This is a genomic window from Streptomyces sp. NPDC007157 (assembly GCF_040634235.1).
GTDB lineage: Bacteria > Actinomycetota > Actinomycetes > Streptomycetales > Streptomycetaceae > Streptomyces.
This window is the reverse complement of the sequence record NZ_JBEYFE010000013.1, coordinates 226293-238616: the sequence shown is the minus strand read 5'-3', so window position 1 is coordinate 238616 and position 12324 is coordinate 226293. Positions and strand designations below refer to the sequence as shown.

The following is a 12324-nucleotide window of genomic DNA, read 5'->3' as shown; positions in this document are numbered from 1 at the left end:
CTCAGGGCCCGGTTTCCGCTCGGGAAACCGGGCCCTGTGGCGTGTCGGCAGGCCGGTGCCACTCCCTGGCGCCCGCCGCGCGCATCAGGGCCAGGGCCGGGTCCGGGGCTCCGGAGACCAGGGGGTGGACGAGTTCGACGTAACGGATCTGGCCGGTGAGGGATCTGCGCAGCTGCCTCAGGCTGCGGGCGCCGAAGGAGACGCCGCGCCGGCGGTCCACGACACCCGCCGCCAGGGCCAGTCCCTCGATGCCGACCTTGCACACGGTCGACGCGGTCTCACGGCAGGCGTGGATCTCGATGTCGCCCTGCCACAGGCCGAGGACCACCTGGTAGGTCACTCCGGACCCGGTGTACGTGGCCACCGCGAGATGCCGGTCCGGCTCGCCCGCGCCCGGCCCGTCCAGCCCCAGTCGCTCCGCGACCTCGGCGAAGGCGGCCCGCACCTCGCCGAAGAAGGCCTCTGTCCCCGGAGTCATTTCCGCCCCCCTCTGCGCAGCCGCCGTACCGACGGCCGCCCAGCGTAGCGAGGCGGCGGGCGCCGTCTCGGCCCAATGAGTGACCCCGCGGTCAGCCCGCACCGCAAGTGTCATCTCCGCACCTAATCTGATCGCATGTCAGATGACGAGTCGTACGAACTGCTCGGGTTCGACAACGTCCTGTTCCCCGTCGGGGATCTCGCGGACGCCGTCGGCTTCTACGAACGGGCCGGGTTCACGGTCGGGTTCCGGTTCGACGAGGGCGGGATCGCCCTGCTGAAGGTCGGGGGCGAGACGCCCGGGATCCTGCTGCGGGCCGAGGCGGGGCTGGGGCGGCGGACGCCGGTGTGGGCCGTGCCGCGGCTGTGGCTGGAGGTGCCGGACGCCCGGGTGGCGGCGCGGCGGCTGGCCGAGGCCGGGATCGGCGTGCTCGACGCGCCGTTCTCCGTCGCCACCGGATGGACCGTCGAGATCGCCGACCCCTGGGGGAACGTCCTCGGGTTCACCGACTACAGCAAGCGGCCGGAGTTGGCGCGGCGGGCGTGAACGGGGTCACCCCACCCTTGAGTTGAACACGTTCAAAAGCAGGTCTACAGTCATCCCTGTCAGCGTTTTGAACGCGTTCAAGAAGGGGTGGGGCATGGACCGCACGGTCATCGCCTACGTCATCTACCTGCTCGTCAGCATCGGACTGACCATCTGGGTGGCCCGCACGCTCAGCCACAACGGGCGGATCTTCCTCTCCGACGTACTGCACGGGAACGAGCAGCTCGCCGACGCCGTCAACCGGCTTCTGGTCGTCGGCTTCTACCTCGTCAACCTCGGCTTCGTCGCGCTGTACCTGCACACCGGCGACACCATCGACGACACCCGGGGGATCTTCGAGGCCCTGTCGGCCAAGCTCGGCGTCGTGCTGCTGGTGCTCGGCGTGATGCACCTCGGCAACGTGTACGTCCTCAACCGGATACGGCGGCGCGGGGTCATGGAGAAGGAACAGCTCCCGCCCGTTGCGCCGCAGGGCTGGACCGCGCCGGCGGCCGGGGCGTGAGCACCGTGCCGGCCACCGAAGACCGGGGCGCCACGCGCGTCCCGGTCCACGGGCTCACCGTTCTCTACGACGCCGAGTGCACCCTCTGCACCCACCTGCGCGACTGGCTCGGACGCCAGCCCCAGTTGGTGCCGCTCACCCTGGTCCCGGCGGCGTCCGACGAGGCCCGCGCCCGCTTTCCCGGACTCGACCACTCCGCCACCCTCGACGAGGTCACCGTCGTCGGCGACTCCGGGCAGGTCTACCGGTCCACGGCCGCCTGGATCGTCGTCCTGTGGGCGCTCCGGGAGTACCGGCCGCTGGCCCACAAGCTGAGCACCCCGGCCGGAGCCAGGCTGGCCCGGGGCGCGGTGCTCGCCGCCGCCCGGTGGCGGGGCGCCCAGTGGGGCGGCAAGGTCTACCGGCGCGAGGACGGGTGGACGTACGACCCCGGACTCGGGTGGATCTACGACCCTCCGGGCTGTGCCGGCGACGTCTGCGCAACTCGTTAGGCTCTGTCCGTGTCCGCGAAGAACGACGGTCCTGTCGAGGCCGATACACCGAGCAAGTCCGAGCAGACCCGCGCGCTGATCCTGGAGACGGCGATGCGGCTGTTCCGGGAGCGCGGCTACGAGAAGACCACCATGCGGGCCATCGCCACGGAGGCCGGGGTCTCCGTCGGCAACGCGTACTACTACTTCGCCGGCAAGGAACACCTGATCCAGGGCTTCTACGACCAGCTCGCCGCCGAGCACCGGGTGGCGGTCCGCGAGGTCCTGGACCGGGAGACGGACCTGGAGGCGCGGCTCGCGGGGGTGCTGAAGGTGTGGCTGGACATCGCCCGGCCGTACCACGAGTTCGCGGTCCACTTCTTCAAGAACGCCGCCGACCCCGACAGCCCGCTCAGCCCGTTCTCCCCGGAGAGCGAGCACGCGCGCGTGGAGGCGATCAGCGTGCACCGCGAGGTGCTGGCGGGGGCGAAGACCAAGGTCGCGCCGGAACTGCGGGACGTCCTGCCCGAGTTGATGTGGCTCTCGCAGATGGGCCTGGTCCTGTACTGGATCTTCGACCGGACCGAGGGCCGGGAGCGCAGCTACCGGCTCGCCGAACGAGGAGCCCGGCTGACCGCGCGAGGCGTCTCCCTCGCGCGGTTCCGGGTGCTACGGCCGCTCGTGCTGGAGGTGCACGAACTCTTCACGGACTTCCTGCCGGGGATGACCCGGGTACTGCCGGATCCGTCGGCCAGGCCCTGACGTCGCCGAGAACCCCGGGGGCTAGTTGACCGCGTCCACCTCGTCCCCGGTGAGTTCCACGTCGTACACCAGCGGCCCCTCCGCCACCACCACGTGCCGGGCGCGGGAGCCGTACGTCGGCGACGTCACCGCCAGCAGGTAGGAACCCGGCGCCGGGACCGAGAGGATGTAGGAGCCGTCCGCCAGGGACGTCACGCGGTCCAGTTGGCGGCCGCCCTTCGACATCAGGGTCACCGACGCGTCCTCCACCGGGTCACCGTCCGCGGTACGGACGAAGCCGTGGATCGCCGTGGCCGGGCCGGTCGGCTCGGCGGGCTCCGGGGCGGCCTCCTCCGACGGCTCCACCGCCAGATGCGGCAGCCGCTTCTCCAGCCAGTCCGGCAGCCACCAGTTGGACGTGCCGAGCAGATGCATCGCCGCCGGGACCAGCGCCGTACGGAGAATGAACGCGTCCAGCGCCACCGCCGCGGCCAGGCCCACGCCCGCCATCGCCGCGCCCGAGTCGCCGCTCAGGACGAAGGCCAGGAAGACACAGACCATGATCAGGGCCGCGCTGTTGATGACCCGGCTGGTCTCGGCCAGGCCGACCCGGACCGCCCGCGCGTTGTCCCTCGTGTGCACCCACTCCTCGTGCATCCGGCTCACCAGGAACACCTGGTAGTCCATCGAGAGGCCGAAGAGCAGGGACAGCATGATGACGGGGAGGAACGCGTTGATCGGGCCCTCCTTGCCGAGGCCCAGCAGGTCCAGGCCCCAGCCCCACTGGAAGACCGCGACCAGGACGCCGAAGGAGGCGGCCGCCGCGATCAGGTTCATCACCGCCGCCGTCAGCGGGACCACCAGGGAGCGGAAGGCGACCAGGAGGAGCAGGAAGCCGAGGCCGATGATCGTGGCGATGAAGAGCGGCAGGCGGTCGCCGGTGACCGAGGCGAAGTCCTTGGAGACCGCCGTCACGCCGCCCACGTGGGCCTCCGCGCCCGCCTGCGGGATCACCCGGTCGCGGAGGGTGTCGATGAGGTCGTCGGTCTCCTTGGACTGGGGGGAGGTGGTCGGGATCACCTGGATGACGGTGACGCCCCGCGCGGGCGGCAGCGCGGCGGCCCGGGCGACTCCGGAGGTCGCCTCGATGCCCTGGACCAGCTTCGCCGTGTCACCGCCCGCGCTGACCACCTGGAGCGGGCCGTTGAAGCCGGGGCCGAAGCCCTCGGCGAGCAGGTCGTAGGCCTTCCTGGTGGTCGTGGACGCGTCGTCGTTGCCCTGGTCGGTGGCGCCGAGGCGCAGGGAGAGGACCGGGACGGCGAGGACCGCCATGACGACCACGGCGAGCGCGGCGATCCGCCTCGGGCGCTTCTCCACGTTCACCGACCAGCGGGCCGCGAGGCCGCTCGCCCTCTCCGGTTCGGGCCCCTCGGCGGCCAGCCGGCGGCGCTGGCGGCGGCTGAGGACGCGTGGGCCGAGGAAGCCGAGCAGGGCCGGCAGCAGGGTGGTCGCGGCCAGGACGCTGAGCACCACCGTCAGGGAGGTGCCGATGACCACGCCGTCCAGGAAGCGGAGCCTCGTGACCAGCATGCCGGCCAGCGCGATGCAGACCGTGCCGCCCGCGAACAGCACGGCCCGGCCGGAGGTGTTGAGGGCGGTGACCGCCGACTCCTCGGGATCCATGCCGCGCAGGATGCCCCGGCGGTGCCGGGTGACGATGAACAGGGCGTAGTCGATGCCGACGCCGAGGCCGATCAGGGAGGCGAGCAGCGGGGCGATGTCGGGGATGTTCGTGGTGTGGCTGAGGAGCTGGGTGGAGAACAGGCCCATGCCCACGCCGAAGACCGCGATCGCGATCGGAAGGGTCATCGCGAAGAACGAACCGAACGCCAGGAAGAGGACGACCGCGGCCGCGATGATGCCGACCATCTCGGAGAGGCCCTGTGGCGGCTCCTGGACGCGCTGGATGGCCTGGCCGCCCAACTCGACCTGCAGACCGCCGCGTTCGGCGCCCTGGGCGGTGTCGACGACCTTCTGGACGACGTCCTTGGGGATCTCGTTCGCCCGCTGGACGAAGGTCAGCTGGGCGTAGGCGATCTTGCCGTCCTGGCTGATCTGCGCGGCTCCCCGGGCACCTTCGTAGGGGCTGGTGACCGCGCCGACGCCTTTCAGCTTCGCGATCGTGTCGAGGGCCGGCTGGATGCGGCTGCGGACCGCCGGGTCCTTGACCGAGCCGTCGGTGACCTTCCAGACCACGGTGTCCGTGTCGCCCGAGGTGTTCGGGAAGGCCTTCTGCATCAGGTCGTACGCACTCTTGGAGTCCGTGTCGGGAAGGGAGAAGACGTTCGCGTAGTCCGTGCCCGCCGTCGAGGCCGAGAAGCCCACGCCGAACAGTGCCCCCACCCACAGCAACAGGACCACCAGCCGGTGCCGATAGCACCACCGTGCCAATGCCGTCACGCTCAACAGCTCCTTGAATCAAGTCGGTTCGGTCGGTCGGTCCCCCAGGTCCTGGGCACCAGGATTGGCGGCGACGGGCTCGCCCGGACACGGGGCGCGCATGACTCTCAAGGAACTCCAAAGCTGTGCGCCCCCGGCTGTCGGTGGTCGCGCCGATACTGGGGACATGACGGCTCCAGGCAGCACCGTGCTGATCGTGGAGGACGAGCCGAGCATCGCGGACGTCCTCGCCATCGCCCTGCGCTACCACCGGTTCGAGGTGATGACGGCCGGCACGGTCCGGGACGCCCTGGCCCTGGCCGAGCGCACCCGCCCCGACGCGGCCCTGCTGGACGTGATGCTGCCGGACGGCGATGGCCGGGCCCTGGCACGTGAACTGCGGGCCCGGCAGCCGGACCTGGCGCTGGTCTTCCTGACCGCGCGGGACGCCCCCGCCGAGATAGTCGGCGCGCTCGGCTACGGCGACGACTACATCACCAAGCCGTTCAACATCGACGAGGTCGTCGCCCGGATCGGGGCGGTGCTGCGCCGCACCCGCCCGGCCGACGTCATCCAGCAGCGCCCGCCGCTGCGCTACGGCGACCTGGAACTCGACGAGACGACGTACTCGGTGCACCGGGCCGGCCGCACGGTCGAGCTGACCCCGACCGAGTACGCGCTGCTGCGCTTCCTGGTGCGCAACGGCGGCCGGATCGTCCCCAAGGAGCAACTGCTGAGGCACGTCTGGCAGTACGAGCACGTGCCGTCCGAGTCGACCGTCGTGGAGACCTACATCAGCTATCTGCGGCGCAAGCTGGACGCCCTGGGCGCGCCGGTGATCACCACCCGGCGCGGCGTCGGATACGGCCTGGCATGAACGCCGGGAAACGCCGCCACCGGCACGGCACGCACTCCCTGCGCGGCAAGCTGACCCTCGCCAACGTCGGCCTGCTCGCCGTCGGCATCGTGGCGGCGACCACGGTCAGCATCATGGGCATGCGGCTGTACCTGCTCGACCAGGTGGACTCCTCGCTGCTCAAGATGCGTACCTCGCTGGGGAGTTCGGGGCTCACCCTGCGGCAGGTCGACTCGCTGGGCACGCTCGGCGTCATCCGCGACCGGGTCGTACCGGCGGAGTCCGACCCGGCACCGGGCTCGATCTTCGCCGTGGTCGACACCGAGGGCAACGCCGTCGAGGTCTTCGACATGGCGCCGACCGAGGCCCAGCGCGGACTGGCGGCCGCCGTGCACGACCCGCGCGCCCTCGCCGCCGCCCCCGACCCGGGCGACGTCACCGTGCACGGCGCGATGTACCGGGTGACGGCGACCCGGCTCGCCGACGGCCCCTACATCCTGCTGGCCACCTCGACCGAGCTGCTGCACGAGGGGATAGCCAAGGCGCTCCGGCTCGACTTCGCCGTCGGCGCGCTGCTGCTGGCGCTGCTGGCCTGTCTGACCATGTTCAGCGTGCGCCGCCGGATGCTGCCGCTGGAGGACATGGTGGAGACGTCGTCGGCGATCGCCGAGGGCGACCTGACCCGCCGGGTGCCGTCGAGCCAGCATCCGACGGAGGAGGTCGAGCAGCTGCGGCTGGCCCTCAACTCCATGCTGCACCAGGTGGAGACGGCGTACCGGACCCGCGAGCGCAGCGCGGCCCAGCTGCGCAGGTTCGTCGCCGACGCCTCGCACGAGCTGCGGACGCCGCTCGCCGCCATCCGCGGCTATCTCCAGCTGTACGACAAGGGGATGCTGCGCGAGCCCGGGGAGCGGCGGCGGGCCTGGGACCGGATGCACGGCGAGGTGGACCGGATGGGCCGGCTCGTCGACGAACTGCTGCTGCTGGCGCGGCTCGACCAGCGGCCCGAGATCCGGCTCCGGAACGTCGACGTGAGCCGGCTGGTGCGGGACGCGGCGGAGGATCTGCGGGCCCAGCAGCCGGCGCGGCGGGTGGCGGTGAGCGCCGAGGGGGCGGTGCTGGTGCGGGCCGACGAGTCGGGGCTGCGGCAGGTACTGGGGAACCTGGTGGCCAACGTCCGTACCCATACGCCCGTCGAGGCGGCGGTACGGCTGGGGGTGGAGCGGTCGGACGGGGTGGTGCGGGTCTGTGTCGCCGACGAGGGGCCCGGGCTGGCGGAGGAGGACGCGGCGCGGATCTTCGACCGGTTCTTCCGGGTGGGGAGTGCGGAGGGGAGCGGGCTGGGGATGGCGATCGTGCAGGGGGTGGTGAACGCACATGGCGGGGAGGTGGCGGTGCGCACCTCTCCCGGAGAGGGGCTGGCCGTGACGGTGACGTTGAGGTGCGGGTGAGGTACGGGTGAGGTGGGGGACGCCGGGGCACCGGTGCTAGGAACCGGCCAGAACCAGCGCCCACACCGTCTTCCCGTGGGAGCCCCTGCTCCAGACCCCCCACGCCGCCGCGACCGTCTCCACCAGATGCAGGCCCCGGCCTGCCTCGTCGTCCTCCCGGACGATCCGGAGCCGGGGCTCCACCCGGCCCTCGTCGGAGACCTCGATCAGGCACGAGCCGTCCGCCAGTGCCGTCACCGCGACCTCGAACTCCCGCTCGCGCAGCGGGCCGTGGCGTACGACGTTGGTGGCCAGCTCGGACACCAGGAGCACGGCGTCACCGACCGCCGGGTCGTCCGGGCCGTGGCCCCAGTCGGCCAGATGGTCCCGGACCCGGTGCCGGGCCAGACCCACGGACGCCGGATGCCGGGGCAGCCGGAAGGAGTTGCGTCTCAGCACGTCTGCTCCTCACCCCACGCACACCTCCGTCACATGGTGCCGCGTCGGGTGTCCGCCCCCGTCAGATCCAGTCCAGACTCCACAGGCGGAACAGGCCCGTGCTGTCCGTGAGGTACTGGGTGCCGCCCACGTCCTCGCTGCTGACGACGTAGTCCGTGCGCTGCCAGAGCGGGATCAGCGGCACGTCGTTGGCCACGTCCGTCTGGATGGTGCGGAAGTCCGAGTCGACGCGGGCACGGTCGGCGTACCGCTGGCTGTCCTGGATGAGGTGGTCGACGGCCTTGTTGCTGTAGCCGGTGCTCATCACCGAGTCGCTGCCGACCAGGGAGGCGCCGAAGGTGTCCGGGTCGGGGTAGTCGGCGACCCAGCCGACCGCCCAGGCGTCCATCTTGCCCGCGGCCCACGACTTCTGGAAGTCGGTCCACTCGTATCCCTTGACGTCGACCTTGAACAGGCCGCCGGCCTCCAGCTGCTTCTTCAGCGCGGTGGCCTCCTCGGCTCCCGCGCCGTGGCCGATGCCGTAGCCGAAGGAGAACTCGACCGGAGTGCTGACACCGGCGTCCGTCAACAGCGCCTTCGCCTTGGCGACGTTCTGCGAGGGGTACTCGTCGAAGAAGGACGTGGTGTGGCCGGTGAGACCGGTGGGGATCAGCGAGTACAGCGGCTCCACCGTCCCGTCGTACACGGAGGCGGCCAGCTGCTCGCGGTTGACCAGCCACGCCAGCGCACGGCGGACCAGGACGTCGTGCAGGGCGGAGTTCTTACGGGTGTTGAAGTACAGGTTGCGGGTCTCGGCGCTGTCGGACTCCGTGACACGCTGGTCGGGGTCGCTCGGCGAGAGCTTGGACACCATGGCCGGCGGCAGCGTGCGGGTGGCGACGTCGATCTCCTTCGCCTTGTACGCACTGCTGAGCTTGGCCGAGTCGGCGTAGTAGTCCAGCTTGATGGGACGGCCGTGGCCGCCGAGGTCGCCCTTGTAGTCGCCGTTGGGCTGCAGGGTCGCCTGCTTGTCCTTCGTGTACGACGTCAGGCGGTACGGGCCGGTGCCGTCCACCGAGTTGTCGGTACGCAGGCTGTTCGCCGGGTACTTGTCCTTGTCGACGATCGAACCGGCGCCGGTGGCCACCTTGAACGGGAACGTCGCGTCCGGGGACGACAGATGGAAGGTCACGCTCTTGCCGGAAGCGGTGACCGACGAGAGCGTCGAGAACAGCGAGGCCGGACCGACGTCCGAGTTGATCTTCTTGACCCGGTCGAAGGAGAACTTCACGTCCTCGGCGGTCATCTCGCGACCGCTCGGGAAAGTGATCCCGTCCCGGAGGACGCAGCGGTACGTCTGCAGGCCGGTGTCCGTGAACTCACAGCTCTGGGCCGCGTCCGGGACCGGCTGGACACCACCCGGCTCGAAGCTGAGCAGCGACTGGAAGACGTTGTTGAACAACGCCCACGAACCGGCGTCGTAGGCCCCTGCCGGATCGAGCGCGGTCACGGCGTCGGTCGTGCCGACGGTGATCGTCTTGTTCTTGTTCTCCTGCGACGGCAGCAGCTGCCAGCCGCCGATCCCCACGATCGCCAGTACGAGAAGCGTCACGAGAATCCGCATGCGAACAGATCGCATGGTTGGTGCCCTCCCCAGGGCCCTCACGGGCCCGTTCCAGGCCCTACCCAGGCCCTCCACAAGTGCCACTCCCCTAAGTGGCGCGGCTCACCTAACCACAGGTGTTTCATGTGGGGGAAGAGTGATCTGACTAGATGAGGAAGAACTTACCGAGCACTTGTTTCCCCCGGATTTCACAGCCCCTCCACAGGCACCCGGAGTTCAGGCCTTCTTCGACGCCGGTTCGACGACCTTGATGCCGGAGGGCGCCCGGACGCGCGCGGGCGGACCTCAGGTGTGGGACATCACCCGAAGAGAACGTGCCCGACGCGTACGACAGGCCTCACGATCCGCCAGGACGGTGACCGCGGCCACCTCGACCACACCAGCCACCAGCACTGACAGCCGGCATCCAGCGTCCCGACACCGATCCGCGCACCGGGCGGCTCACGCCCGGCTCCGCGGCACAGTCGAGGGCGGAGCGCCGTCGACACACCGTTGGGAGCACACCGTCACTGTGGCGCGGAGATCGACTCCGCATCAGTCCGGTCGCCTGTTTTCTGTGGCACTCCTGTCGTACGTGTCCTGGTGACGTCGGATCTCGGTGTGATGTTCCGAGCTCCAGGCGGCCAGGTGTTCAACGGTGGTGAGCAGGGAGGTGCCGAGACCCGTGAGGGAGTACTCGACCCGGGGCGGCACCTCCGCGTGGGCCGTGCGGTCGACCAGCCCGCTGCGCTGGAGGCGCTTGAGGGTGAGGGTGAGCATGCGCCGGGAGATGGCGGGGATCTCGGTGTCCAGGTCCGAGTAGCGGGCGTCGCCGGCGGCCAGGGCGCCGATGACCAGCATGCTCCACTTGTCACCCACCAGGTCGAGGATCTCGCGGATGAAGTCCGCGTCCCGCTCGTCCCAGCGCGCGCACGGGCCCGAGAGGCGCAGTACGTTCACCCGCGTCCCGCCGGCGGAAACCGCCCGGCCCTCGTCGTTGCCCACGGATGACGCCCTTCCGATGTTCCTCAGGAACATAGACATGCCTTTTGTAACACTTGCCGCGTTCCTGCACAGTGGGCTCCGCACCAGGCGCAAGCGCACTGGTCGAAGCGGTCGTTCTGCGCACAGGGCGGCAACCGCCGGGTACTTCCAGCGTATTCCCGCCCCGTGGCTCCGGCATTGCTCACGCCTGCCGCACCAGCGCCGCACCCCCACAAACGGAAGGATGTGCCCAGCCATGGAAGGGCTCAAGGACAAGGTCTTCATCGTCACCGGCGGCGGATCGGGTATCGGCGCGGTCACCGTGCGGCGGCTGCTGGCCGAAGGCGCCCGGGTGACCGCGGCCGGCACCAACCCCGACAAGCTGGCGCGGACCCGCGACGAGGCGGCGGACGCCGCCGACCGGCTGCTCACGGTCCAGTTCGATCTTCGGGACGAGGAGTCCATCGCCTCCCTGGTCGCCCGGACCACCGACCACTTCGGCCGGCTCGACGGCGTCGCCAACGTCGCCGCCGCCGTCAGCGCGGACCTCTCGGCCCGCGACCAGGGCGTGGACACCATGGACCCCGAGGTGTGGGCCGAGATGATGCGGGTCAACGTCACCGGCACCGGACTCGTGATCCGCGAGAGCCTGCCCGCGCTGGTCGCCGCGGGCGGCGGCTCGATCGTCAACGTCTCCTCCCTGGCGGCATGGCAGCGCGAGGAGTGGCTGGCCGCTTACGCCTCGTCCAAGATCGCCCTGCATGCGCTCACCCGCCACACCGCGCACGTGTGGGGCACGAAGAACATCCGGGTCAACGCCGTCGCCCCCGGCGTCGTCCTCACCGAGAACGTCCGCACCGGCACACCCCTCGAGATCCGCGAGGCCCTGCTGGAGAAGACCGCGCTCCCGCGGCTCGGCGAGCCCGAGGACCTCGCCTCCATGATCGTCTTCCTGCTGTCCGCGGAGGCCAGTTGGATCACCGGTCAGATCCTGTCGGTGGACGGCGGCGCGACCATGCGCGAGTAGCACCGCCCGCCGCCGCGCACCGTCATCCCCGCCTCTCGGCGGTACCTGTTCGTCCCCTCGGCGGCGGCGTCTGGGCCCAGGACGACGCCCGCAAGTCCGCCGGTATCGCCGACGCCACGATCCTCGAGGACGCCGGACTCGCGATACCCGGCTCGGTGACCCGCTCCGCCGAGACCCACCAGGCCGACGGCACCGAAGCCGTCGCGCAGCTCAGGCAGGTGCTCAACCGACTCCCCAGCCCCGCCCCCCTCAGCCGGGGGCGGGGCTGCACAGCGTTCCTGAGCCTGGTTCCCCGTGACGAAGTAGGCGCCGTGCCGTGCCGACAGCTGGGCGGGGGCCGCGACGGGTCCGAGGGCTTCGACGCTGCCGTCGACGAGGTCGCCGACGACCGCGATCAGGTCGGGCCGGGCGGCGACGCGTCACCGGCCTCGATGGCGAGGGCCGTGAGCGTCAGGATCGGGCTGGTGACGATGATCACCCGGGCCGTGCCTCTTTCTATGACGTTCGGCGCAGTGCGCGTACTCCGCGCAACCCGATGCCCCCGATGACCGTCCCCAATACGAAGGAAACGACGGCCAGCGTCAGGTGGACCCAGAAGTACGCCGTGGGGTGGCCGTCGTCGAAGGCGAGCCCACTGCCGTCCTTGACCAAGTTCTTGATGAAAGTGATCCAGATGAACCAAGACCACACCCCGAACGCGAGCAGGAACCAGGACACCGGGCGGCTGAGCTTCATGGGTTCAGTATCGCCGTCGGCTGTCCGGTTCCGTGTCCGGGGTGGGGTCGGTGGCGGGACTTCGCCCTCCGTGCC

At 70.6% G+C, this 12324-nt stretch carries 13 protein-coding genes and 2 pseudogenes; 8 read left to right on the top strand and 7 right to left on the bottom strand.

Features of this window, described 5'->3' with window-relative positions; genetic code table 11:
- Position 1: 1 nt before the first annotated feature.
- Positions 2-478, bottom strand: a complete 477-nt coding sequence (locus ABZ642_RS24575; protein WP_360487865.1) for a hypothetical protein — start codon at positions 476-478, stop codon at positions 2-4.
- 135 nt (positions 479-613) lie between these two features.
- Between ABZ642_RS24575 and ABZ642_RS24570 the strand changes: the two genes are divergently transcribed.
- From ABZ642_RS24570 to ABZ642_RS24555, 4 genes are all read left to right on the top strand, one after another.
- Entirely contained in the window at positions 614-1024 is a 411-nt protein-coding gene (locus ABZ642_RS24570; protein ID WP_360487862.1) for a VOC family protein, read from the top strand.
- A 94-nt stretch (positions 1025-1118) separates the two neighbouring features.
- Positions 1119-1526 carry a hypothetical protein gene (locus ABZ642_RS24565; RefSeq protein ID WP_360487859.1) on the top strand — a complete coding sequence of 136 codons (408 nt, stop codon included), beginning with the start codon at positions 1119-1121 and terminating at the stop codon, positions 1524-1526.
- Positions 1523-2017, top strand: a complete 495-nt coding sequence (locus ABZ642_RS24560) for a DCC1-like thiol-disulfide oxidoreductase family protein (protein ID WP_360487857.1) — start codon at positions 1523-1525, stop codon at positions 2015-2017. The genes ABZ642_RS24565 and ABZ642_RS24560 overlap by 4 nt, the downstream gene beginning before the upstream one ends.
- 9 nt (positions 2018-2026) lie before the next feature.
- Positions 2027-2758, top strand: a complete 732-nt coding sequence (locus ABZ642_RS24555; protein WP_360487854.1) for a TetR family transcriptional regulator — start codon at positions 2027-2029, stop codon at positions 2756-2758.
- Between the two features lie 21 nt (positions 2759-2779).
- Here ABZ642_RS24555 and ABZ642_RS24550 read toward each other — a convergent pair whose 3' ends face one another.
- The gene (locus ABZ642_RS24550) at positions 2780-5188 is read right to left on the bottom strand and encodes an MMPL family transporter (protein ID WP_360488019.1); all 2409 of its coding nucleotides are present in this window, start codon (positions 5186-5188) and stop codon (positions 2780-2782) included.
- 175 nt (positions 5189-5363) lie between these two features.
- On the opposite strand from ABZ642_RS24550, the gene ABZ642_RS24545 reads away from it, so the two are divergent.
- On the top strand, positions 5364-6053 hold the full coding sequence (locus tag ABZ642_RS24545; RefSeq protein WP_360487851.1) for a response regulator transcription factor: 690 nt from the start codon (positions 5364-5366) through the stop codon (positions 6051-6053).
- Positions 6050-7483: a HAMP domain-containing sensor histidine kinase gene (locus ABZ642_RS24540; protein ID WP_360487848.1), complete on the top strand. Its 1434-nt coding sequence runs from the start codon at positions 6050-6052 to the stop codon at positions 7481-7483. Before ABZ642_RS24545 ends, ABZ642_RS24540 begins: the two co-directional genes overlap by 4 nt.
- Positions 7484-7519: 36 nt before the next feature.
- On the opposite strand, the gene ABZ642_RS24535 is transcribed toward ABZ642_RS24540, so the two are convergent.
- The 3 genes from ABZ642_RS24535 to ABZ642_RS24525 form a co-directional block, all read right to left on the bottom strand.
- Entirely contained in the window at positions 7520-7921 is a 402-nt protein-coding gene (locus ABZ642_RS24535) for an ATP-binding protein (protein WP_360487845.1), read from the bottom strand.
- A 61-nt stretch (positions 7922-7982) separates the two neighbouring features.
- Positions 7983-9539 carry an ABC transporter substrate-binding protein gene (locus ABZ642_RS24530; RefSeq protein ID WP_360487842.1) on the bottom strand — a complete coding sequence of 519 codons (1557 nt, stop codon included), beginning with the start codon at positions 9537-9539 and terminating at the stop codon, positions 7983-7985.
- 519 nt (positions 9540-10058) lie between these two features.
- On the bottom strand, positions 10059-10508 hold the full coding sequence (locus tag ABZ642_RS24525; RefSeq protein ID WP_360487839.1) for a helix-turn-helix domain-containing protein: 450 nt from the start codon (positions 10506-10508) through the stop codon (positions 10059-10061).
- 235 nt (positions 10509-10743) lie between these two features.
- Between ABZ642_RS24525 and ABZ642_RS24520 the strand changes: the two genes are divergently transcribed.
- Both ABZ642_RS24520 and ABZ642_RS24515 read left to right on the top strand, forming a co-directional pair.
- A complete protein-coding gene (locus tag ABZ642_RS24520; protein WP_360487836.1) occupies positions 10744-11514 on the top strand; it encodes an SDR family NAD(P)-dependent oxidoreductase in 771 nt (256 codons plus the stop codon).
- Positions 11515-11576: 62 nt separating this feature from the next.
- Positions 11577-11747 (top strand): annotated as a pseudogene (locus tag ABZ642_RS24515) (FMN reductase); the annotation flags it as partial.
- Positions 11748-11801: 54 nt separating this feature from the next.
- Here the strand turns inward: ABZ642_RS24515 and ABZ642_RS24510 are convergent.
- Positions 11802-11927: pseudogene (locus tag ABZ642_RS24510) on the bottom strand (metallophosphoesterase); the annotation flags it as partial.
- Positions 11928-12009: 82 nt separating this feature from the next.
- The gene (locus ABZ642_RS24505; protein ID WP_360487833.1) at positions 12010-12249 is read right to left on the bottom strand and encodes a hypothetical protein; all 240 of its coding nucleotides are present in this window, start codon (positions 12247-12249) and stop codon (positions 12010-12012) included.
- Positions 12250-12324 lie beyond the last annotated feature (75 nt).